We start from the raw sequence: 22,663 nt of genomic DNA, 5'->3' as shown, positions 1-22,663 counted from the left end.
ATCACACCTTGAGCAGCAGATGGTCGCGTTCCCAGGACGTCACGACGCCCTGGAACAGGTCGAGCTCGACGCTCTTCACGCGCAGATAGGTCTGGAAGAAATCCTCGCCGAGCAGCGCCCGCACGGGCTCGCAGGCGGCGAATCGGTCGAGCGCTTCCTCCATCGTCTTTGGCAGTGTGCTCTTGCTTTTATAGGCATTGCCGAAGGCTTCCGGCGAGCGCGCAAGCTTCTCCTCGATACCGAGATAGCCGGCGATCAGCGAGCCGGCCATGGCAAGGTAAGGATTGGCGTCCGCTCCAGGCAACCGGTTCTCGATGCGGCGCGCGGCGCGCCCGCCCATCGGCACGCGCAGGCCGCAGGAGCGGTTGTCGTGCGACCACTCGATGTTGGCCGGGGCGCTGTGGTTTGGCCGGATGCGCCGGTAGGAGTTCACGTTCGGCGCGAACAGCGGCATGATTTCGGGAATGTATTTCTGCAGGCCGCCGATGAAATGCGCGAACATCGCGGTGTCCTCGCCATCTTTGCCGGCAAACAAGGGCTCGCCCGCCTCATCGACGATCGACATGTGCAGATGCATCGAGCTGCCGGCCTGTGCGGCGATCGGCTTGGCCATGAAGGTGGCGTGCATGCCGTTCGCCTGCGCGATCTGCCGCGCCAGGCGCTTGAACAAGAGCACCTTGTCGGCAAGCGCCAGCGGATCGCCATGCAGGAGATTGATCTCGAGCTGCGCCGTTCCGGATTCGTGGATCAGCGTGTCGAGCGGCAGACCGGCGGTCGCTGCATGCTCGTAGAGGCGTCGCGTCACCGCTTCGAATTCCTCAAGCGCCTGCATATCGTAAGGATGCTGCACGCTTTCCGGCCGGCCGTTGCGCCCGACCGGCGCGGTCAGCGGCCGGTCCGGATCGGGGTTGGGCGCGGTCAGATAGAATTCGACTTCCGGCGCCATCACCGCGCGCCAGCCGCGCTTGCGATAGAGGTCGAGCACCGCCCGCAGCACATGGCGTGGCGAAGCCATCCAGGGCCGGTCGTCCATGTGGAAGGCGTCGGCGAAAACATAGGCCCTGCCGGCGCTGCCGGGCGCTACGCACAGCGTGGAAATGTCCGGCACCATGCGCATGTCCGGGTCCGAATAGGCAAAACCCTCGTCTATGGAACCGGAATAGCGGCCGTCGATCGCCACCAGGAAGGCGCTGCTCGGCAGATAGAGCGCGCGGTCCTCGAGCGACTTGAGGAATTTGGCCGCCGGCAAGGTCTTGCCGCGCAGCACGCCGTTGACGTCGGGCACGAGGCACTCGACCTCGCTGATCGCATGCGTTTTCAGCCAGCTTTGCGTGTCCGCGCCGGCGAATGAAGAGTCTTGATTGTCAGGCATTGGTCATGTCCGTACGAAGGAGAAATCGCTTCGGCGGGCATGTCCGTTCCGGGTAGGGCGTTATCTAAGCTGCGTTATCCGAGAACGGACGCCCGCCTGATGGCCGGCTCAAGAGCCGGGTGGAGCACGCCTCACACCCCTTCGGTCCAGCCGTCGCGAACGACATGCGAGCCGACTTTCGTCTCCTCCGCGCGCTGCAGATTCTCGAAGCGGCAGCAGCGCATGATCAGCGATACCCCGCGCGCGCAAACGAAATACCGTCGGCAACCGAATGCCTGGCGCGGTATTGCTGTTTTGCAGCTTGCATGACGGGTCCCACTAAAATGGAGTTATGGTTTGACCGATCATCGCCGCCGGCGCAAGCCTGCATTGCTGGACCAGATCAGCCGATGCTCTCGCCGCCATCGATCACCAGCGCCTGCCCGGTCATGAAAGACGAGCGGTCGGAGACCAGGAAAAGAATGGCTTCGGCGATCTCCTCAGCGCTCGCCCAGCGCCCCATCGGGATCTTGGTGCGGACATAGTTTTCGATGGCGTCGCGCCCGCCCATCTGGGTGATGAACGGCTCGTTGAACGGCGTGTCGACCCAGCCCGGGCAGAGCGCGTTGATGCGCACATTGTGCCTGGCGTAGTCGAGGGACATCTGCCGGGTCATCGCCACCACGGCATGCTTGGACGTGGCATAGGCGATCATCTCGCGATCGTAGAAGACGCCGGAATTGGACGCCGTGTTGAGGATGACACCGCCGCCCTGCGCGATCATCGAAGGCATCACGGTCTTCGCCGCCAGGAACTGCGCCCGCACATTGATGCGCCAGGAGGCATCCATGCCGTCCGTGCCCACTTCCGTCAGAGTGCCGCCGACCTGGATGCCGGCATGGCTGTGCAGGATGTCGATCCGGCCATGCCTGCCGAGCGTTCCCTCGATCAGATCTTCGACCGCTGTGTCGCTGCCGACATCGGTGGCGACGGCCTCGGCGCGGCCGCCGGCTTCGCGGATGTCGGAGGCCGCGGCTTCGCCAGCCGCAGGATCGCGGTCGGCGATGACCACATGCGCCCCTTCCCTGGCCATGATCATGGCCCCGGCGCGCCCTATGCCCGACCCGGCGCCCGTCACCACGGCGATACGGTCTTTCAGGATCATGAATCTGTCTTTCAAGGCGATGGCTTCCGGCGCCCGAGCTGCCATTGGGCGAGAAGCACAAGCAGGACCGACGCGCAGAGCACGATCGTCGCGATGGCGTTGATTTCTGGCGTGACGCCGCGCCGGATCGAGGCGAAGACGTAGATCGGCAGTGTGGTCTGCGCGCCGGCGACGAAGAAGGCGATGATGAAATCGTCGAAGGAGAAGGTGAAGGCGAGCAGGAAGCCCGCGATCACCGCCGGCATGATCTGCGGCAGCACGATCGAGCGGAACGTCGTCAGCGGCGTGGCGTAGAGATCGCTCGAGGCCTCGACGAGATTGCGGTCAAGGCTGCTCAGCCGCGTGCCGACGATCATCGTCACCAGCGCCATCGAAAACAGGCCGTGCGCTGCGATGATCGAGCCATAGCCGAGCGAAAGCCGCGGCGGCTGGTCGGTCGGCCACAGCGAAGCGAGGAATGGATTGACGATGGCGAAAAGCTGCACCAGCGCCACCAGCGTCGAGATACCGATGACGACGCCGGGAACGACGATCGCCGCGCCGAGCAGCGCGTCGAAGAGCGCCCGCGTGCGCGCGCCGACGCGCTGCAGCCCGAGCGCCGCGGCGGTGCCGCAGAAGGCCGCGAGCAGCGCGCTGGTCGTGGCGATGAACAGGCTATTCTTCAGCGCTTCCACCAGGAACGGATTGGACAGCGCCTTGCCGTACCATTGTACCGAGAAGCCGGTGAACTCGCTGGCATGGTGGCCGGCATTGAAGGAGAACAGCACGACCAGCGCGATCGGCAGATAGAGGAAGGCAAAGACCGCAAGGACGAAGGCACGCATCAGATCAGGTCCACCCGGCGTGCGCCCGAAAGCCGGGTCGAGACGTGGTTGGCGACGATCAGCACCACCACCGAGACCAGCACCAATGTGATGGCGATGGCCGATCCGAATGGCCAGTTGCGCGATTGCAGGAAGAGATCGACCAGCGCGTTGCCGATGAAGAACACCTTGCCGCCGCCGAGCAGCGTCGGGATCAGATATTCGCCGAGCAGCAGGATCATCACCAGCGAGAAGCCGGTCATCACCCCGGGCAGCGACAGCCGCAGCGTCACGCCGAGGAAGGTCGACAGCGGCTTGGCACCCAGATCGGCGGAAGCCTCAAGCAGCCGGCGGTCGAGCCGCTCCAGGCTGACATAGATCGGCAGGATCATCAGCGGCAGGTAGCCGTAGACGATGCCCAGCAGCACCGCGCCCGGCGTGTTGATCAATCTGAGATCCTCGATGCCGGCATAGGCGAGCAAAGCCGGAATGCCGCGCCCGCCGAGGATATACATCCAGGCATAGGTGCGCATCAGAAGGCTGGTCCAGAACGGGATGACGATCAGCGCGAGCAGGATCAGCCGCCAGCGCGGCGGCGCGCGCAGCGCCAGATAATAGGCGACGGGATAGGCGACGAGCAGGCAGGCCAGCGCGCCGATCGGCGCCAGCACCATCGTGTTCCAGAAGGCGGTCGCCCGCGCCGGCAGATTGGCATATTGCGCAAAGGTCAGCGCGGCCTGATAGCCTCCCTCCGGCGCCCGCTCGCCGACGCTGAAGATGGCGATGGCGACGAAAGGCAGCACCAGGAAGACGACCAGCCACAGCGCCGCCGGGGCGAGCAGCAGCGCCGTCACGAGATTTTTGCGAAAGAGACTGCCGCGCATCGGGAAAGCCGGTTGGGAGCCGGCGGACTTTCGTCCGCCGGCCGCATTGTCTTGGTCGGGTTTGTTGCCGGTCTCGCTCAAGCCGACTTGAAGCGCGCCATCAGCTCGGCGCGGCCCGGATCGGTCAGCGTCGCGGCGGCGCCGAATTCCAGCGGCTTCAACAGGTCGGCCGCCGGATAGAGGATCGGGTTGTCGAGCACTTCCTTGGGCAGCAGCGCGTTGACCCGCGCGTCGGTCGAGGGCGCGCCATTGGCCAGATGCTCCTTCACCGCCACCTTCGGGTTCATCAGGTAATTGAGCAGCGCGTAGCCGGCCGGCTTGTTCGGCGCGTCCTTCGGGATGGCGTAGAAGTCGGTCCAGATCTCGCCGCCCTCCTTGCCGAGCACATAGGCGATATCGGGAATGTCGCGATGAAGCTGAGCCCCGTCATTGGTCCAGCACATCGTCATCCAGGCGTCGCCGGCGCGCATTCCCGGCTGGTAGTCGCTCGACACGGCGAACAGATGCGGCTTGACCTTGAGCAGCAGCTCCTCGGCCTTGGCGAGCTCGTCCTGCTTCAGCGAGTTGAACGAGTAGCCGTAATATTTCAGCGCGTTGCCGATCGTGGTCAGCTGGTAGTCATGCACCATGGTGCGGCCGTCGCCTTCCGCCATGGCGGTGTCCCAGAATTCCTTCCAGCTCGACATCGGCTTGGCGAGCTTCTTGGTGTTGACGGCGAAGCCGGTCGTACCCCAGTTCTTCGGCACCGCGTAGATCGTCCCGTCGATCGTGCCTTCCGCGGTGAAGCGCGCGTCTTCCGACTTGCCGTCGAAATTGCCGAGCTTGGCCATGTCCAGCGGCTCGATGATGCCGAGCTTCTTGTAGGTCGAGATGGTGTAGTTGGTCGGCACGAACAGGCTCCAGCCCGAGCCGCCGGCCTGCAGCTTGGCCAGCATCTCCTCGTTCGATCCGAAGACGTTGACCTCGACGGCGACGCCCGTATCGGCCTTGAAGTTCTCGAAGGTTTGCGGATCGTGATAATTCGGCCAGGTGGCGATCGACATGCGGTCGCCGAGATTCTCGGCGGCGAAGGCCGGCGTCGGCATGATGCCGAGCTCGCGCGCCATCACCGCGGTCGCTACGCCGAGGCCGGTGAGGCCGAGGAAGTCGCGCCGGCTGATCGAGCCGCGCTTCAGGCGCATCAATTGGTCGACGAATTTATCGGGGCTTATCGGCAGTCCGTCACGATAGGATTTCGGCATTTTGGTCTTCCCTCTGGTTGGTCCCGTTGTTCTTGGCGTGCGGAAACGCCAGCGGCGCTCCGGCGGCAAAGCCGATGGCGACGGGTTCGCCCGGCTTGAAGAGGTTGCCCTGGCCGATCACGTGGTCGGCCTTGGCGAGCAAAGATCCGATGCCCTGGACCTCGATGGCGTATTCGGCCGTCGAGCCCAGGAAAATGCGGTTGCGGACGATGCCTTTCAGGCTGCCGCCTCCGGGCGCCGAGAGGCTGAGCGATTCCGGGCGCAGGCTGACGGACACGGCCTCGCCCCGGCTGAGCGGCAGCCGCTTGCGCGCGGAAATCACCGTGCCGTCGGCAAGCGCGACATCGACCAGATCGCCCGAAAGGCCGGCCACCTCACCGCTCAACAGATTGGTCTTGCCGACGAAGTCGGCGACGAACAGGTCGGCGGGCTCGTCATAGATTTCGCTCGGCTGTCCAAGCTGGACGACGCGGCCGCCATTCATGACGCAGACGAAGTCGCTCATCGACAGCGCCTCCTCCTGGTCGTGGGTGACCAGCACGAAGGTGATGCCGATCTCGCGCTGCAGGTTCTGCAGCTCGATCTGCATGTCGGTGCGTAGCTTCTTGTCGAGTGCGGCCAGCGGCTCGTCGAGCAGAAGCACCGCCGGCTTGTTGACCAGCGCGCGGGCGAGCGCCACGCGCTGCTGCTGGCCGCCGGAAAGCTCGTGGATCTTTCGGCGGCCGTAGCCGGCGAGCTGCACCATGGCCAGCGCTTCGCCCGCCCTCGCGGAGATCTCGCGCGACGACAGCCGCGGCCTCGCCTGGCGCAGCCCGTAGGAGATGTTCTCCTCGACGTCGAGATGCGGGAACAGTGCATATTGCTGGAACACCATGTTGACCGGCCGCCGGTACGGCGGCGTGCCGGCCATGTCGCGGCCACGGATCAGCACCTGGCCCTCGCTCGGCTGCTCGAAGCCGCCGATCATGCGCAGGCAGGTCGTCTTGCCGCAGCCCGAGGGGCCGAGCAGCGCGACGAAGGCGGAAGGCGGGATGGCAAGGTCGATGCCGCTGACTGCGGTGACCGCGCCGTAGCGCTTGGTGACCGCGCGAAATTCGATATCGGGCACTGCAGTCAAGCCACGGGCTCCAGCGACAGCGTGAGGCAATGTGGTGACGCTAGCAGAGCCAATAGCACCTAGTATATACCTCGCGGGTGGTATATTTAGCTGATTTTATCGTTAAGAGGGGTATGAATTGGCCGCCTCCCGCAGTGACGACTACAACGCCCTGGCCGCCGTGATCGCCGCTTCGCGCGAGACCGGCGGCGACCATTTCGGCAAGGCGATCGTCGGTTGGCTCAGCGGACATGTCCGCTTCGACCACTGCGTGATCTTCGGCTATAGGGGTGCTGCGCGGCCGCCGCTTCTGTTCGAGACCTTCTCGCCGGCGGAGAGCCACATCTTCGTCGCACTCTACCAGGAAGGGCCCTATCTGCTCGACCCGTTCCACCACGCCGCGGTCGAGCGCAAGGAGGGCTTCTGGCGCATGCGCGAGCTGGCGCCAGACCGCTTCTATGCCAGCGAGTACTACCGCTCCTACTACAGCCAGACCCGTCTCGCCGAGGAGGTCGGCTTCTTCGTGCCTCTGGCCGGCAAGGACGCGCTGGTGCTCTCGCTGATGCGGCTGCGCGCCACCGGGCCGTTCGGAACGGCGGATGCCAGGCTGCTGCGCGACATGGCGCCGGCGGTGATCGGCTTCTGCAGGCAGCGCTGGCCGTCTTTGCCCGCCGAACAGGTCGCGCTGCCGCCGGCGGGTGAAACCACCGCCGTGACCAACGAGCTCGACCGCGCCCATATCTGGAAGAGCCTGTCGCTAACCTCGCGCGAAAAGCAGGTGGTCGACCTGGTGCTGCAGGGCCATTCCACGGAATCGATCGCCAGGGCACTCAGGATCGTGCCGGGGACGGTGAAGGTCCACCGCCGCAACATCTACCGCAAGCTGAAGATCAAGTCGCAGGCCGGGCTCTTCGCCCGCTTCGTCGAGATCATCGACGCGCGTATCGGGTGAGTCTCGACTCCACCGGGTCGACGGCCGCAAACACCGCGCTTGCCTCGCTGACGATCGAGACATGATCCCGGGCCGCCTTGCCGGCAGCCGCCGCGTCCCCGCGCATGATCGCGGTAACGATCACATCGTGTTCCTGCCAGGATTTGGCCAGCCGGCCCGGCAGCATGAACTGCGCGCGCCGGAACGGTGCCAGCCGGCTGCGGGTCGCCACGGTCAGATCATGGATATGCGTGTTGTGGGCGCCGCGATAAAGCCTGCTGTGGAATTCGGTGTTGAAATACTCGTAGTCCTCCTCGGCCCCGAGCTGCACCATGCGCGCCGATGCCTGGTGCTCGCTCTCCAGCGAGCGGCGCTCGGCTCCGGTCATGCGCTCGGCGGAGAAGCGGGCGCAGATCGCCTCCAGTTCGGCCATGCTCTCGAACATCGAGGCCAGATGCTCCTGCGTGACCACGGCGACGATGGCGCCCCGGTTGGGCCGCCTCTCGACCAGCCCGATGGCGCTCAACTGGCCGAGCGCCTCCCGGACCGGCGTGCGCGAAACGTCGAAGCGGGCCGCGAGCGAGGCCTCGTCGAGCCTTTCGCCCGGGCGCAGATAGCCGGTGACGATGCGATCCGCGATCGCCCTCACCATCTGATCCACGGTCGTTCCCGACCTGACCAAGCTGCGCTTTCCCGACACGTCTCCTCCCGTCCAGTTTGTCGCGGACGGCCCGCAAGGTGGACGACCCACGGGCTATTTCGACTCAAGGCCGCATTCCTGTATGCCTAGATTTTAACCTCAATGTCAAACTGAGCATTTTTCAGGCAAAAAGTGCATGCACTTGCCTTTGGTTTATGCAAACGCTCTAAAGTCATACATTGATTTTATTACGGAAAATCACGAAATGGAACTGGCACAACGATTGCATGCACTTTCTTGACAGCACGTCAAACGACCCCGACCGGGTCCAAGAAAGGGGAGCATTCGATATGACCGACCGATTCATGCTTAGCCGCCGCGACCTGCTCAAGACCTCCGCCGCCGGAGCGGCGCTCGGTCTGGCTTCGGCAGCCTTTCCGATCCGCGCGGCGCGCGCCGCCGCCGCGACCGTGGGCTTCATCTATGTCGGTCCGAAGGACGACTACGGCTACAACCAGGCGCATGCCGAAGGAGCTGCATCGCTGAAGGGCATCGAGGGCATCTCCATCGTCGAGGAAGAGAACGTCCCCGAGACGGTCGACGTCCAGAAGACGATGGAATCGATGATCAATCTCGACGGTGCCTCGCTGATCTTCCCGACCTCCTTCGGCTATTTCGACCCGCATATGCTGGCCATGTGCGCCAAGTTCCCCGACGTGCAGTTCCGCCATTGCGGCGGCATGTGGAACAAGGACAAGCACCCGATGAACGCCGGTTCCTATTTCGGCTATATCGGCATGGGCCAGTACCTGAACGGCGTCGTCGCCGGCCACACCACCAAGTCGAAGAAACTCGGCTTCGTCGCCGCCAAGCCGATCCCGCAGGTCCTGCTCAACATCAATTCCTTCCTGCTTGGCGCCCGCTCGGTCGATCCGGCGATCACCTGCCAGGTTATCTTCACCGGCGAGTGGTCGCTGGCGGTCAAGGAGGCCGAGGCCACCAATGCGCTGGTCGACCAGGGCGCCGATGTCGTCACCTGCCATGTCGACAGCCCCAAGGTGGTGGTCGAGACGACCGCCGGACGCAGCGCCTTCGTCTGCGGCTACCACGCCAATCAGAGCCCGCTGGCGCCGGAAAAATACCTGACCGGCGCGGAATGGAACTGGGCCAAGGTCTATAAGATGTTCGTCGACGACCTCATCGCCGGCAAGCCGCTGCCCAATTTCACGCGCGGCGGACTGGCCGACGGCTTCGTCAAGATGAGCCCGCTGGGCCCGGCCGTCGGCGAAGCGGCGCGCAAGCAATTCGACGCCACGCTGGCCGAAATGATGAAGGGCGGCTTCTCCGTCATCAAGGGACCGTTGAAGAATAACAAGGGCGCCGTCGTCGCGACCGAGGGCCAGGCCTTCGCCGAGACCGCCATCGAGCTCGAAAGCATGGACTATCTCGTCGAGGGCGTCGTCGGCTCGACGGCCTGAGCCACGCGCGCGCCGAGGGAGACGGGATATGGCGGACACTGTGAGCGGCCCGGACGTGCGGACCATCCTCGATGCGCGGGGATATCGGCCGGCGCTCGAATGGATCGCCAGGCGGGCCGAGGCCTTCGTCATTCCGCTCGCGGCGCTGGTCGCCGGCATGGTGCTGTTCAGCCTGTTCATCCTGGCTGTCGGCAAGTCGCCGGTCCAGCTCTACGAGACGATGTGGCGGGGCGGCTTCGGCTCCTGGTTCTCGATCCAGAACTCGCTGTCGCGCGGCGCGCCGCTCTTGCTGGCGGCGCTCTGCGTGGCGCTGCCGGCGCGCCTCGGCCTGGTGGTCATCGGCGGCGAAGGCGCGATCGTGCTGGGCGGCGTCGCCGCGGCCGCCATCGGCGTGGCATTGAACGGCGCGCCGGCTTTTCTCGTCATCCTTCTCATGGGCGCGGGGGGCGCAGCCGCCGGCGGCATCTGGATAGGTGTCGTCGGCGCGCTGCGTCATTACCGCGCCGTCAACGAAACCATCTCGAGCCTGCTGATGGCCTACATCGCGATCGCGGTGATGAACCATCTGGTGGAAGGACCGCTGCGTGACCCGGCCTCGCTGAACAAGCCCTCGACCCAGCCGCTCGCCGACATCTACCGTGTCGGCAACATACCGGGCATGGAAGTGCATTGGGGCCTCGTCATCGGCGTCCTCGCCTGCGTGCTCTCCTGGCTGCTGATCGAGAAGACCCGTTGGGGTTTCGCCGCCCGCATCGCCGGCGGCAATGTCAGGGCGGCGCAAGTCCAGGGTCTTGCCGTCGGTCCGCTGATCGTCGGCTTCACCGCGCTTGCCGGCGGCTTCGCCGGCGTTGCCGGCATGATGGAGGTCGCGGCCGTGCAGGGCAGCGCCAACGGCTCGCTTGCCGCGGGCTATGGCTACACCGGCATCCTCGTAGCCTTCCTTGCCCGCCACAACCCGCTCGCCATCATCCCCGTCGCCATCCTGCTTGGCGGCATCGACGCGTCCGGCGGACTGATACAGCGCCGCATGGACCTGCCCGACGCGACCGTCCTGGTGCTGCAGGGCATGCTCTTCATCGTCATCCTGTTCAGCGAGACCTTCTACGGCCGCTTCAAGCTCTTCAATCCCGATCTCTGGCGGAGGAACACCTGATGGAGACGACCGACATCGGGCTATGGGGCGTGCCGCTCGCCATGCTGGGCGGCGCCATCCGCGTCTCCACCCCCTTCATCTTCGTCTCGCTCGGCGAAGCCATCACCGAGCGCTCCGGCCGCATCAATCTCGGCCTCGAGGGCACGCTGGTGTTCGGCGCCATGAGCGCCTACGCGGTCGCGGTGATGACCGGCTCGCCCTGGCCCGGCCTGCTGGCCGCGGCCGTCGCCGGCCTCTGCTTCGGCCTCTTCCATGGCTGGATCTGCAAATTCCCGAAGGTCAACGACATCGCCATCGGCATCGCCCTGATGCTGTTCGGCACCGGGCTGGCCTTCTTCTTCGGCAAGCCCTTCATCCAGCCCTCGGCGCCCGACCTGCCGGCAATCCCCTTCGGCGCCTGGTCCGACATCCCGCAGGTGCAGGCGGCGCTCAACGTCAACGTGCTGTTCCTGATCGGCGCAGCGCTTGCCGTCTTCCTCTGGTGGGCCTTCCGCAACACCCGCATCGGCCTGATCGTGCGCGTTGTCGGCGACAGCGCCGATGCCGCGCGCGCCATGGGGCTCAACCCCAACACGGTGCGTCTGCTCGCCACCGGCGTCGGCGGCGCGCTGGCCGGCATCGGCGGCGCCTATCTGTCGCTTTACTATCCCGGCAGCTGGACCGAGCGCATCTCGTCCGGCCAGGGACTGATGGCGGTGGCGCTGGTCATCTTCGCACGCTGGAACCCGCTTGGCTGCTTCGCCGCGGCCTTGCTTTTCGGCGGCGCCGGGGCACTTGGCCCGGCACTGCAGTCGGTCGGCGTCACGCAAGGCTACTACCTGTTCTACGCCGCGCCCTACATCCTCACCCTCGTCATCATGATCGCCACCTCGTCGCCGAGCCGAACGCTCGCCGGCGCGCCCGGCGAACTGTCCATCACCAAGTGACCATTCCATCAGAACCGCTCGCGAGACCGGAGTCCTTGCCATGAACGCCAGAGCCGAGATCACCCAGCGCTACATTGACGCCGATCCCTATCCCTGGCCCTACAATGGCGATCTGCGGCCGGACAACACGGCGCTGATCATCATCGACATGCAGACCGATTTCTGCGGACCGGGCGGCTATGTCGACCATATGGGCTATGACCTGTCGCTGGTCCGCGCTCCGATCGAGCCGATCAAGTCGGTGCTGTCGGCCATGCGCGCCAAGGGCTACACGGTCATGCACACGCGCGAGGGCCATCGCCCCGACCTTGCCGACCTGCCTGCCAACAAGCGCTGGCGCTCGCGCCGCATCAATGCCGGCATCGGCGACCCCGGCCCTTGCGGGCGCATCCTGGTGCGCGGCGAGCCGGGCTGGGACATCATCCCCGACCTTTATCCGGCCGAGGGCGAGCCGATCATCGACAAGCCGGGCAAGGGCTCCTTCTGCGCCACCGATCTCGAGCTGATCCTCAACCAGCGCGGCATCGAAAACATCGTGCTCACCGGCATCACCACCGATGTGTGCGTGCACACCACCATGCGCGAGGCCAACGATCGCGGCTTCGAATGCGTGATGCTGGAGGATTGCTGCGGGGCGACCGACTACGGCAACCATCTGGCGGCCATCAAGATGATCAAGATGCAGGGCGGCGTGTTCGGCGCGGTGTCGAATTCCGCGGCGCTCGTCGCGCAGCTGCCTTGAGGAGCCGGCGATGAGCAGTAGCCTCCACGGAAAGGCGATCGGCGTCGAGACCATCGGCATGACCATGCGCTTCGGCGCCTTCACGGCGCTGGACGATGTCTCCATCAAGGTGCCGGCGGGCTCCTTCCACGCCCTGCTCGGCGAGAACGGCGCCGGCAAGTCGACGCTCGTCAAATGCATGATGGGTTTCTACCACCCGACGTCGGGCGACATGCTGGTCGACGGGCGTCAGGTCGCGATCGCCAGCCCCAGGGATGCCTCGGCGCTCGGCCTCGGCATGGTCTATCAGCATTTCACGCTCGTGCCGTCGCTGACGGGCGCCGAGAACCTGGTCATCTCGCGTGAGACGGTGCCGGGCGTCATCGACTGGCGCAGAGAGCGCGGCGCGCTGGCCGCCTTCATGAGCGGCATGCCGTTCAAAGTGCCGCTCGACGTCAAGGTGGCCGAGCTTGCCGCCGGCGAGAAGCAGAAGCTGGAGATCATCAAGCAGCTTTATCTCGGCCGCAATTTCCTGGTGCTGGACGAGCCGACATCCGTGCTCACCCCGGGCGAGGCGCAGGAAGTGCTTGGCCTTGTGCGCGGCATGACCAAGGCCGGCGACCTCACCGTGCTGATGATCTCCCACAAGTTCCACGAGGTCACGGCCTTCGCCGACGACATCACGGTGCTGCGCAAGGGCAGGCTCACCGGAACCGGCAAGGTCTCCGATCTCTCGCACAGGGAGATGGCGGCGATGATGATCGGCGACCAGCCGATCGCGGCGCTCGACAGCCGCGCCGAGCCGAAGCCGGACGCCGAGATCGTTCTCAAGGTGAAGGCGCTGAAGGCGCCGGACCGCACCGGCCTCAAGTCGATCGACATCGCGGATCTCGGCGTGCGTTCGGGCGAGATCGTCGGCATCGCCGGCATTTCCGGCAACGGCCAGAAGGAATTTCTCGAAGTGTTGGCCGGGCAGCGCCCCCGCAATGGCGGCGAGGTGATGGTGCGCGGCAGCGCCTATGCGGCGACGCGCGCCGAGGCGCGCGCGCTCAATGTCCGCCTCATCCCGGAGGAGCCGCTGAAGAATGCCTGCGCGCCGAGGATGACGGTCGCCGAGAACATCGCCTTCCGCACCTTCGACGTGGACGGCAACGGCAGGCCGGTGAGCTGGATCAGCGCCGGCGCCATCAAGTCCTTCAGCGCCCGCCTGGTCGAGCAGTTCAAGGTCAAGACGGCATCGCTCTCCTCGCCGATCGCCTCGCTGTCGGGCGGCAATGTGCAGCGCGCCGTGCTCGCCCGCGAGCTAACCGGCGAGGTCGACCTGCTCATCGTCTCGAATCCCTGCTTCGGCCTCGATTTCTCCGCAGTCGCCGAAATCCGCGCCCGCATCATGAAGGCGCGCAACGCGGGGGCCGCGGTGCTTTTGATGTCCGAAGACCTCGACGAGCTCCTGGAGCTCTCCGATCGCATCCTGGTCATGTCCGACGGTGCGCTCGTCTACGAGACGCCGATCGCGCAGGCGAGCGTGCAGACGATCGGCGAGCACATGGCGGGGCACCACTGATGGCGGAAATCGACGCACTGCCGTTCACGTTCGCCTTCAGGCCTCAGACGATGGCGCTCATCGTCATCGACATGCAGCGCGACTTCGCCGAGCCGGGCGGCTTCGGCGCCAGCCTTGGCAACGACGTCAGCCGGGTCACGGCGATCGTGCCGACGGTGAAGCGGCTGATCGAGGGTTTTCGCGCCGCCGGCCTGCCGGTGATCCACACCATGGAATGCCATAGGCCGGACCTTTCCGACCTGCCGCCCGCCAAGCGCGACCGAGGCAATCCATCGATCCGCATTGGCGATGCCGGCCCGATGGGGCGCGTGCTGATCGCGGGCGAGCCGGGCACGGCGATCCTCGACGAGCTCGCGCCGTTGCCGGGCGAGATCGTCATCGAGAAGCCCGGCAAGGGCGCCTTCTACGCGACCGGCCTCAGCGACGACCTGAAGCGCATCGGCGCGCGGCAACTGGTGTTTGCCGGCGTGACGACCGAAGTCTGCGTGCAGACGACGATGCGCGAGGCCAACGACCGCGGCTACGAATGCCTGGTCGCCGAGGATGCGACGGAAAGCTACTTTCCCGAATTCAAGGCGGCCGCGCTGGCCATGATCAGGGCGCAGGGCGCAATCGTCGGCTGGACGGCGACGACCGACCAGGTGCTCGAGGGAATTGCGAATGCCTAATCTTGCCTTTGCCGGCCTCGCCGACGGCGGCTGGCGCGATCTGGCGTTCGAGCCTTTCCGCGACGGCGTCACGGTCCACTGGCTTCTCAGGGGCGGGCCGGTCGAACCCTCGGTCGCCGTCCTCAAATATCAGCCGAGTGCCAGCGTGCCGCGCCATCGCCATGCCGGGCTGGAAACCATCGTCGTGTTGGACGGCATCCAGAGCGACGAGAACGGGAACTATCCTGCGGGCAGCGTGATCCTCAATCCGGTCGGCACCGAGCATTCGGTGTGGACCGATGGAGGCTGTGTCGTGCTGATTCAATGGGACCTGCCGGTGATCATTCTGGGGGACACGAAATGAGCGACATCCGCTTCGACATCGGCAGCCTGCACGCGGCCTACCGGGCCAGCACCGACATAGCCGAGGTGATCGATACGGTGCTGGCCCGCATCGGGGCGGCCGGCGATCCCGGCATCTTCATCCACCTGGCGACGAGGACGGAGTTGCTGGAGCAGGCTGAAGCACTCGGCCCGTTCGATCCCGCGGCCAAGCCGCTCTGGGGCATACCTTTCGCCGTCAAGGACAATATCGATGTCGTCGGCATGCCGACCACGGCCGGCTGCGCCGAATTTGCCTATGCGCCTGCCAGAGACGCCACGGTCGTGGCGCGGCTCAGGGCCGCGGGCGCCCTGGTCGTCGGCAAGACCAATCTCGACCAGTTCGCCACCGGCCTCGTCGGGGCGCGCACGTCCTGGCCGATCCCAAGGAATGCGATCGATCCGAAACTGGTGCCCGGCGGCTCCTCCTCCGGCTCGGCGGTGGCGACGGCGCGCGGCATCGTTTGCTTCGCGCTCGGCACCGACACCGCCGGCTCGGGGCGCATTCCGGCCGGCCTCAACAACATCGTCGGGCTGAAGCCGACGGTCGGCGCGCTGTCGACGACGGGTGTCGTGCCGGCCTGCCGCACGCTCGACTGCGTCTCGGTCTTCGCGTTGACGGTCGACGACGCCTATGCGGTGTTCTCGGTCGCCGCGGCGCACGATGCCGCCGATCCCTATTCGCGCGCGGTCGCCGCTCTGCCCCTCGCAGCCCGCCCGCCGGTGCTGACCGTCGGCATCCCGGCAAGGGCCGACCTGAAGTTCTTCGGCGACGCGTCGATGCAGGCCGGTTTCGAGGCCGGTCTCGCCGCCCTGGAGGCGCTCGGCGCCAGGCTTGTCGAAATCCCGTTCGGCGACTTCTACGCCACCGCCGATCTCCTCTATGAAGGCGCCTGGGTGGCCGAGCGCTACGCCGCGATCCGCGATTTCTTCGACGCGAATGAAGGCACGCTCCATCCGGTGACGCGCAAGATCATCGGCGGCGCCAGGAGCCTGTCGGCCGCCGACGCCTTCCGCGGGCTCTATGCCTTGCAGGCCTACAAGGCGCGCCTCGCTCCAGTTATCGCTTCCGTCGATCTGTTCTGCGTGCCGACCGCGCCGACCCACTATACCGTCGATGCCGTGCTTGCCGATCCGATCGCCACCAACAGCCGGCTCGGCACCTATACCAATTTCGTCAATCTCCTCGACATGTGCGGCATCGCCGTGCCGGCCGGCACGCGCGGCGACGGCCTGCCGATGAGCGTGACCCTGCTTGCGGCAGCCGGGCGGGACGGTCTCGTCGCGGCGGTCGCGCGCGATCTGCATGCCGCGAGCGGCCTCACCCTCGGCGCGACCGGATGGCGGCAGTCGAGCGCGCGGCCTGTCGGCGCATCGGCCGAGGACGGCACGATCGAACTGGTGGTGGTCGGCGCGCATCTTTCGGGAATGCCGCTCAACGGCCAATTGAAGGAGGCCGGCGCGCGCTTCTGCAGGTTGGCGCGGACGGCTCCTGCCTATAAGCTCTATGAACTCGCCGGCCAGACACCGCCCAAGCCCGGGCTTGTCCGGGTCGGCAGCGGCGGCGCCGCCATCGAGATCGAGGTCTGGCGCCTCTGCGCCGACGCCTTCGGCCGTTTCGTAGCGGCCATCCCGCCGCCGCTCGGCATCGGCACCATCGAGCTTGACGACGGCACCTCGGCGAAAGGTTTCCTGGCAGAGACCGCCGGCCTGGCGGCGGCGACGGACATCTCGGCATATGGCGGCTGGCGCAGCTACGTCAGCGGGGCGAACGCGATTCAACGACAATTGGAGAGCGTTCCCTCCAATTGACCAGGGCTCGCTTTGGGCCGCCAAGCGGACTGAAGCTCATTTCGAAGCAGGGGCCCGCCGGTCTGCGTCAGGCCAGCTCGAACCGCTCCACCGCCCGCATGATGCCGCGCAATTCGGCAAGGCCCTTTAGCCTGCCGATCAGCGAATAGCCGGGATTGATCTTCGTCTTGCCGATATCGTCTGCAAGCAGATGGCCATGGTCCGGCCGCATCGGGATGCGCCAGTCGGAGCGGCCCTCCTTGCGCCGGCGCGCCTATTCCTTCATCAGCGCCAGGATGACTTCGGCCATGTCGGTCGAGCCCTCCAGATGCTCCGCCTCGTAGAAGGAGCCGTCCTTTTCGCGCGTCACGTTGCGCAGATGCGCGAAATGGATTCTTGGCCCGAATTCCTCGATCATCGCGACCAGGTCGTTGTCGGCGCGCGCGCCGTAGGAGCCGGTGCAGAAGGTCAGCCCGTTCGACGGGCTGTCGACCGTGCCCAGGATGAAGCGCGCGTCATCGGCGGTGGAGACCACGCGCGGCAGGCCGTAGAGCGAGAAGGGCGGATCGTCGGGATGGATGCACATGCGCGCGCCGACTTCCTCGGCCGCCGGGATGATCTCATTAAGGAACCAGGCGAGATTGGCGCGCAGTTCGGCCGGGCCGATCGCCGCATAGTCGGCGAGCGCGTCGCGCATCGTCTCGCGATTGTAGGTGCGCTCGGTGGCCGGCAGGCCGGCGATCAGGTTGCGCTCGATCCTGTCGATGTCCTCGCTGCTCAAGGTCCTGAGCCGCGCTTCCGCCTCCTCGAGCCGCGCCGGGCTATAGCTCGCCTCAGCGTTCGGCCGCTTCAGCACGAAGACGTCGTAGGCGGCGAAGTCGAGCGCGTCGAAGCGCAGCGCGTAGCCGGTGGTCGGCAGCCGGTACATCAGATCGGTGCGGGTCCAGTCGACCACCGGCATGAAATTGTAGCAGATGGTGGAGATGCCGGCCTTGGCCAGCGCCCGGATCGTGTCCTTGTACCAGCCGGCGTAGCGCTCCCGTTCCGGCGTGCCGGTCTTGATCGAGTTGTGGACGGGAATGCTCTCCACCACCGACCAGGTCAGGCCCGCCGCCTCGATGATGCGCTTGCGCTCCAGGATGGCGTCGAGCGGCCAGGCGCTGCCGTCATAGATGTTGTGCAGTGCCGTCACGATGCCCGTAGCGCCCGCCTGCTTGATGTGATCGAGCGTGACCGGATCGTTCGGCCCATACCAGCGCCAGCTTTGTTCCATGACTGCCTCTTTCGTGCGGTTGCGACCGACCATATTGTCGGATGACAATGGCCGTCAAATCAGGTCAATGGCGTCGATTGCGGAGAGATAGCGTCATCGTCTCGATTAAGCGGGCTCTCGCTTGCGACGGCGTGCGTTGACCGTCTATCGTGCGGCGGCCAGAACCGCCTTCCGCGTATCGCGGATAGAGTGACGAAACAGATTTCGGGACGAGTGAAGCAACGCATCGCCAATGGCCGCCAAATCGCAATTCGGACTGACCGCTGTCGATACCGTTCCGCTGCATGAGAAGGTCTATCTGGAGCTCGTGCGGGCCTTGATGTCGGGGCAGCTCCAGCCTGGCCAGAAGCTGACCTCGCGCAAGCTCGCCAAGGAGCTCGGCACCAGCGACATGCCGGTTCGCAGCGCCTTCATGCGGCTGCAGGCGCTGAGGGCGCTGAGCCCGATGCCGAACGGCAGCGTCGAGGTGCCGCTGATTTCGGCCGACCGCTTCCAGCAGCTGACCGCGGTGCGCACGGTCCTGGAAGGCACGGCCACCGAGCTCGCGACGAAACTCATCAACGGCAACAATCTGCGCGCGATCCGGCGCCGCTGCGCCGAGCTTACCGAAGCCGCCCGCGGCGGCGGGATCGATAACTATCTGCGCAAGAACTATGACTTCAAATTCTCGATCTACCGCCATTGCGGCAACGAACAGATGATCTTCCTGATCGAGACGGTATGGATGCAGGTCGGCCCTTTCCTGCGAAATCTGCACATCGGCTTCGAGGACGACCTGGCCGGCATTCTCGGCATCGACTACCACGAGGAGGTCGTGGCGGCGATCGAGGCGGGCGACGGCGAAAGGGCGCGGGCCGCGATCGTGCGCGATATCGCCGAGGGCGCGGCCCATATCCTCGGCCAGGTGAAATTTCCGGAACTGCGGCACTGACAGGCAAGTCGGTCTCGAATCCGGCTTGGCTTTCGTCAATCGGGTCGCTATGTTGCGATCGCAGATCGCACAATATGGACCCGAAATGCCGCCCGATATCCCAGCTAGTGACTTGAAAAAATGAAGGAAAGCCGATCGGCGTCAGCCGCGTTGGCCTTCACGAACTCACAAGCTGAAAATTGGATATCGTAGCCGACAGGGCTACAGCACCCAGAGAAAAAGGGGCTGGAAATTGAGCGATGCGATTGCGGACGTCTTGAAGTGGTTGGACAGCAGGAAGGACATCCAGAGCCTGCGGGCGGCGGTGTGCGACCTGAACGGCATCATGCGCGGCAAGCGCATCCCGGTCGAGCAGGCGCGCAAGGCGCTCGAAGGCAAGCTGCGCATGCCCTATTCGGCCATCGGCCTCGACATTTGGGGCGAGGACATCGAAGGCAACGCCCAGGTGTTCTCGACCGGCGACGCCGACGGGCTTTGCCATTGGACGGGGCGTGGCATACTGCCGGTCGACTGGACGGCGCACCCGACGGCGCTGTTGCCGCTCTGGCTGGCCGATGATAGCGGCGCCCCCTACCTCGGCGACCCGCGCCGCGCGCTGGCCCGCATCCTCGACCGCTACGCCGCGCTCGGCCTGACGCCCGTCACCGCGACCGAGCTCGAATTCTACCTTGTCGATCCAACGTCGCAGCGGCCTGTCGGGCCGGTCTCGCCGGTGACCGGGCGGCGTCTCGATTCGGACGCGGCGCTTTCGATCGATGAGGTCGACGATTTCGAAGCCTTCATCCACGATATCTACGAAGCCTGCCGCATGCAGGACATTCCGGTCGACACCGCGATCGCCGAGAACGGTGTCGGCCAGTTCGAGATCAACCTCAATCACGTCCCCGACGCGCTGCGCGCCGCGGACGACGCCGTGCTCTTCAAGCGCACCGTCAAGGGCATCGCCCGCAAGCATGGCTTCGCCGCCTGCTTCATGGCCAAGCCCTATGGCGAGCGCGCCGGCAACGGCTTCCATGTCCATTTCAGCGTCCTCGACAAGGACGGCCGCAACATCTTCGACGACGGCTCGGACCAGGGCTCCAACACCATGCGCCACGCGGTCGGCGGCCTGCTTGCCGCGATGGCCGAGAGCACGCTGGTGTTCGCGCCGCATTTCAATTCCTACCGCCGGCTGCGGCCGCGTTCCTATGCGCCGACCGCCGTTGCCTGGGGTTATGAGAACCGCATGGTGGCGATACGCATTCCAGGCGGCCCGTCGGCGGCGCGACGCATCGAGCATCGCGTTTCCGGCGCCGACGCCAATCCCTATCTGGTGCTGGCCGCGATCCTCGGCGCGGCCTTGATCGGCATCGAGCGCCAGCTCTCGCCAGGCGAGCCGACCGGCGGGGAAGGCCAGGGACTGACGCTCGCCAAGCTGCCGCCCGACTGGGCCTCCGCAATCGCCGCCTTCGAGGCGGGTCCGCGCGTCGCCGAGATCTTCCCGGATGTGCTGCGCGACGCCTTCATCGCCTGCAAGCGCCAGGAGCTGAACACGTTCGCGCTCAACGTCAGCGACTTCGAGATCGAGACCTATCTCGAAAGTGTTTGAGGTGTGCCAACAGATGGGCCGCCAAAAATTGAAGGAGAGGGCGACGGCCCGGGCCGCTATCTGACGCGACGATATCCAGGCAACCTTCAAGGTTCTAGATCACCGCTTCCTCGAGGAACGGTTCGTTGCGTGGGATCCTTTCGTAGCAGAAGGGCGAAAGGTCCAGCGTCTGGAACGCGCCGTGGACGATCAGCTCCGACACCGCCCGGCCGACTGCCGGCGACTGCTGCAGGCCGTGCCCCGAAAAGCCGTTGGCGAACATGAAGTTCCTCACCTCGGGATGGAAGCCGACAATGCCGTTGTGGTCGAGCATGTTGTATTCGTAATGGCCGGTCCAGCTCGTCTGGACCTTCAAGGCATCAAAGGCCGGGATGCGGTGCCACAGCGCCGGCCAGATGTAATCGTCGAACTCCTCGAAATGCATTTCGAAGTCGTCATAGTCGGCCGGCCCGTCGCCTTGCGGCGTGTTGCCGGTCAGGAAGAGCTCGCCCTCCGGTCGCACGAACGTGCCGGAAAGGTCGATGACATTGGGCATGCGGCCCGGGATCGGATTGGCGCTGGCGAAGACGAAGCTGTAGCGCTTGTAGGGCGCGACCGGAATGGATAGCCCGGCCATGCTGGCCACCTGCTGCGCTCTCGGGCCGGCGGCATTGACCAGCGTGCCGCAAGCGACCGTCTGGCCTGTCGCGAGGCGGACGGAGGCGACCCGCCCGTCAACGACATCCAGCGCCGTCACGGCATTGTCGATATATTCGACCCCGCTGCCGCGGGCGGCGCGGCGGAAGCCGTTCAACATGCCCATGGAATCGAACCAACCCTCTTCGCGGGAGCCCCACGAACCGCCGCCGAGATCGTCGACGTTCAGCCACGGAAACCGCTCCTTCAAGGCCCCCGGTTCGAGGAAGACGGTGTGGGCGCCGAGGCTGCGCTGCAGCTCGACTCGTTCGCGCGCCGCCTCCACGCCCTCGGGGGAACAGCAATAGAGATATCCGTGCTCCTTGAAGCCGAGATCGGGCGCCGGCTCATTCGGGTAGAAGGGCGCCATCCGCTCGGCAAAACCACGGATGATCTCGATGCCGAACTGGCTGATCTTCACATTGATCGGATTGGAATATTGCTGGCGGATCGCACTGGTTGAGAGGGCGGTGGAAGAAAAGGTGTAGCTCGAGTCGCGCTCGACGACGAGGATCGAGACCTTGTCGCCAAGAGCCTGGCTCAGCCAATAGGCCGTCGACGAACCGACGACCGCGCCGCCGACGATGACGATGTCATAAGCGTTGCGCGACGGTGCCTTGTAAGGGGGGATTGCCATGACTTTCCTACCGGTTGAACGAGGCGATCAGGGCGTCCGAACCCCGCGCCAGCAGGCCGAGGTCGGAGCCGACGGCGACCATGGTGAAGCCGTCGGCAAGGTAGCGGTGCGCATCGGCCTTCACGGGAGCCAGGATGCCGCCGGCCTTGCCTGCCGAGGCAGCGGCCTTGCGCACCGACGATATCGCCTCCTGCACATGGCCCGCGCCTGGATTGCCCATCGCGCCCATACTGGTCGAAAGGTCGCCCGGCCCGACGAACAGGACGTCGACGCCATCGACCGCCGCGATCTCGGCGGCATTGGCCACGCCGACCCCGTCCTCGATCTGCACGGCCAGCAATTGCTGCTCACGCGCCTTGGCGTGATAACCGGCGATGCGGCCGAAAGCATTGGCGCGGTGGCCGACCGAGAAGCCGCGGAAGCCGCCCGGCGCATAGGTCATCGCAGCGACGATGGCGCGCGCCTGCTCGGCGGTGCGCACGTTCGGTATCATCAGGCTGCGGGCGCCGACATCCAGCGGCTGTTTGATCAGATTGGGATCGTCGGATGGCAAGCGGACGACCGCCTCGCAGGGGAACGCCGCCGCGACCTGCAGCTGCGCCATGATGCTGCGCAGGTCGTTCGGGCTGTGCTCGCCGTCGACAAGCAGCCACCCCGCTCCGGAGCCTGCGACGATCTCGGTGGTGAGCGCCGAGGCCAGCGAGCACCAGATGCCGATATGAGCCCGGCCGGCCTGTACGGCCGCCTTCAGCGAATTGACGCGCTCCTGCATTTTGCGATCGGTCTC

The 22,663-nt window shown here is 65.7% G+C and carries 20 protein-coding genes and 1 pseudogene; 11 read left to right on the top strand and 10 right to left on the bottom strand.

Annotated features, from left to right (window positions below; all coding sequences use genetic code 11):
• Position 1 precedes the first annotated feature (1 nt).
• The 6 genes from RFM52_RS21325 to RFM52_RS21300 form a co-directional block, all read right to left on the bottom strand.
• Positions 2–1,372, bottom strand: coding sequence for a glutamine synthetase family protein (locus RFM52_RS21325; RefSeq protein WP_320296986.1), 1,371 nt, complete (start codon positions 1,370–1,372; stop codon positions 2–4).
• A gap of 382 nt (positions 1,373–1,754) precedes the next feature.
• Positions 1,755–2,516: an SDR family NAD(P)-dependent oxidoreductase gene (locus RFM52_RS21320; protein WP_320297026.1), complete on the bottom strand. Its 762-nt coding sequence runs from the start codon at positions 2,514–2,516 to the stop codon at positions 1,755–1,757.
• An 11-nt stretch (positions 2,517–2,527) separates the two neighbouring features.
• On the bottom strand, positions 2,528–3,340 hold the full coding sequence (locus RFM52_RS21315) for an ABC transporter permease (RefSeq protein WP_320296987.1): 813 nt from the start codon (positions 3,338–3,340) through the stop codon (positions 2,528–2,530).
• Complete coding sequence (locus tag RFM52_RS21310) at positions 3,340–4,203, bottom strand: ABC transporter permease (RefSeq protein WP_320296988.1); 864 nt, start codon at positions 4,201–4,203, stop codon at positions 3,340–3,342. Before RFM52_RS21310 ends, RFM52_RS21315 begins: the two co-directional genes overlap by 1 nt.
• 77 nt (positions 4,204–4,280) lie before the next feature.
• The gene (locus RFM52_RS21305; protein ID WP_320296989.1) at positions 4,281–5,444 is read right to left on the bottom strand and encodes an ABC transporter substrate-binding protein; all 1,164 of its coding nucleotides are present in this window, start codon (positions 5,442–5,444) and stop codon (positions 4,281–4,283) included.
• The gene (locus RFM52_RS21300) at positions 5,425–6,561 is read right to left on the bottom strand and encodes an ABC transporter ATP-binding protein (RefSeq protein WP_320296990.1); all 1,137 of its coding nucleotides are present in this window, start codon (positions 6,559–6,561) and stop codon (positions 5,425–5,427) included. Before RFM52_RS21300 ends, RFM52_RS21305 begins: the two co-directional genes overlap by 20 nt.
• Positions 6,562–6,679: 118 nt before the next feature.
• Between RFM52_RS21300 and RFM52_RS21295 the strand changes: the two genes are divergently transcribed.
• A complete protein-coding gene (locus tag RFM52_RS21295; RefSeq protein ID WP_320296991.1) occupies positions 6,680–7,492 on the top strand; it encodes a helix-turn-helix transcriptional regulator in 813 nt (270 codons plus the stop codon).
• Here the strand turns inward: RFM52_RS21295 and RFM52_RS21290 are convergent.
• Complete coding sequence (locus RFM52_RS21290; RefSeq protein WP_320297027.1) at positions 7,470–8,123, bottom strand: GntR family transcriptional regulator; 654 nt, start codon at positions 8,121–8,123, stop codon at positions 7,470–7,472. The two genes, RFM52_RS21295 and RFM52_RS21290, sit on opposite strands and share 23 nt — an antisense overlap.
• 338 nt (positions 8,124–8,461) lie before the next feature.
• On the opposite strand from RFM52_RS21290, the gene RFM52_RS21285 reads away from it, so the two are divergent.
• From RFM52_RS21285 to atzF, 8 genes are read left to right on the top strand one after another with little or no spacing between them, the layout of a single operon-like run.
• Positions 8,462–9,589, top strand: coding sequence for a BMP family ABC transporter substrate-binding protein (locus tag RFM52_RS21285; RefSeq protein ID WP_320296992.1), 1,128 nt, complete (start codon positions 8,462–8,464; stop codon positions 9,587–9,589).
• Positions 9,590–9,617: 28 nt separating this feature from the next.
• Positions 9,618–10,742 carry an ABC transporter permease gene (locus tag RFM52_RS21280; RefSeq protein WP_320296993.1) on the top strand — a complete coding sequence of 375 codons (1,125 nt, stop codon included), beginning with the start codon at positions 9,618–9,620 and terminating at the stop codon, positions 10,740–10,742.
• Positions 10,742–11,668, top strand: a complete 927-nt coding sequence (locus RFM52_RS21275; RefSeq protein WP_320296994.1) for an ABC transporter permease — start codon at positions 10,742–10,744, stop codon at positions 11,666–11,668. Before RFM52_RS21280 ends, RFM52_RS21275 begins: the two co-directional genes overlap by 1 nt.
• A gap of 40 nt (positions 11,669–11,708) precedes the next feature.
• Complete coding sequence (gene biuH, locus RFM52_RS21270; RefSeq protein ID WP_320296995.1) at positions 11,709–12,410, top strand: biuret amidohydrolase; 702 nt, start codon at positions 11,709–11,711, stop codon at positions 12,408–12,410.
• Positions 12,411–12,420: 10 nt separating this feature from the next.
• On the top strand, positions 12,421–13,953 hold the full coding sequence (locus RFM52_RS21265; protein ID WP_320296996.1) for an ABC transporter ATP-binding protein: 1,533 nt from the start codon (positions 12,421–12,423) through the stop codon (positions 13,951–13,953).
• Positions 13,953–14,621 (top strand): cysteine hydrolase family protein, encoded by a 669-nt coding sequence (locus RFM52_RS21260; RefSeq protein WP_320296997.1) that lies wholly within the window; start codon positions 13,953–13,955, stop codon positions 14,619–14,621. The genes RFM52_RS21265 and RFM52_RS21260 overlap by 1 nt, the downstream gene beginning before the upstream one ends.
• The gene (locus RFM52_RS21255) at positions 14,614–14,964 is read left to right on the top strand and encodes a cupin domain-containing protein (RefSeq protein ID WP_320296998.1); all 351 of its coding nucleotides are present in this window, start codon (positions 14,614–14,616) and stop codon (positions 14,962–14,964) included. Before RFM52_RS21260 ends, RFM52_RS21255 begins: the two co-directional genes overlap by 8 nt.
• Positions 14,961–16,793 (top strand): allophanate hydrolase, encoded by a 1,833-nt coding sequence (gene atzF, locus RFM52_RS21250; RefSeq protein ID WP_320296999.1) that lies wholly within the window; start codon positions 14,961–14,963, stop codon positions 16,791–16,793. Before RFM52_RS21255 ends, atzF begins: the two co-directional genes overlap by 4 nt.
• 67 nt (positions 16,794–16,860) lie before the next feature.
• Here the strand turns inward: atzF and uxuA are convergent.
• Positions 16,861–18,045: pseudogene (gene uxuA, locus RFM52_RS21245) on the bottom strand (mannonate dehydratase).
• Between the two features lie 232 nt (positions 18,046–18,277).
• Here uxuA and RFM52_RS21240 point away from each other — a divergent pair.
• Positions 18,278–18,976 (top strand): GntR family transcriptional regulator, encoded by a 699-nt coding sequence (locus RFM52_RS21240; protein ID WP_320297000.1) that lies wholly within the window; start codon positions 18,278–18,280, stop codon positions 18,974–18,976.
• Between the two features lie 232 nt (positions 18,977–19,208).
• Complete coding sequence (locus RFM52_RS21235; protein ID WP_320297001.1) at positions 19,209–20,564, top strand: glutamine synthetase family protein; 1,356 nt, start codon at positions 19,209–19,211, stop codon at positions 20,562–20,564.
• 94 nt (positions 20,565–20,658) lie between these two features.
• Here the strand turns inward: RFM52_RS21235 and RFM52_RS21230 are convergent, their stop codons facing one another.
• Together RFM52_RS21230 and RFM52_RS21225 are read right to left on the bottom strand one after the other, a co-directional pair.
• On the bottom strand, positions 20,659–21,876 hold the full coding sequence (locus RFM52_RS21230; protein ID WP_320297002.1) for an NAD(P)/FAD-dependent oxidoreductase: 1,218 nt from the start codon (positions 21,874–21,876) through the stop codon (positions 20,659–20,661).
• Positions 21,877–21,883: 7 nt separating this feature from the next.
• The gene (locus tag RFM52_RS21225) at positions 21,884–22,648 is read right to left on the bottom strand and encodes an HpcH/HpaI aldolase family protein (RefSeq protein WP_320297003.1); all 765 of its coding nucleotides are present in this window, start codon (positions 22,646–22,648) and stop codon (positions 21,884–21,886) included.
• Positions 22,649–22,663 lie beyond the last annotated feature (15 nt).

This window comes from Mesorhizobium humile (assembly GCF_033977215.1).
Classification (GTDB): Bacteria; Pseudomonadota; Alphaproteobacteria; order Rhizobiales; family Rhizobiaceae; genus Mesorhizobium; species Mesorhizobium humile.
This window is presented reverse-complemented; position numbering and strand designations above follow the sequence as displayed.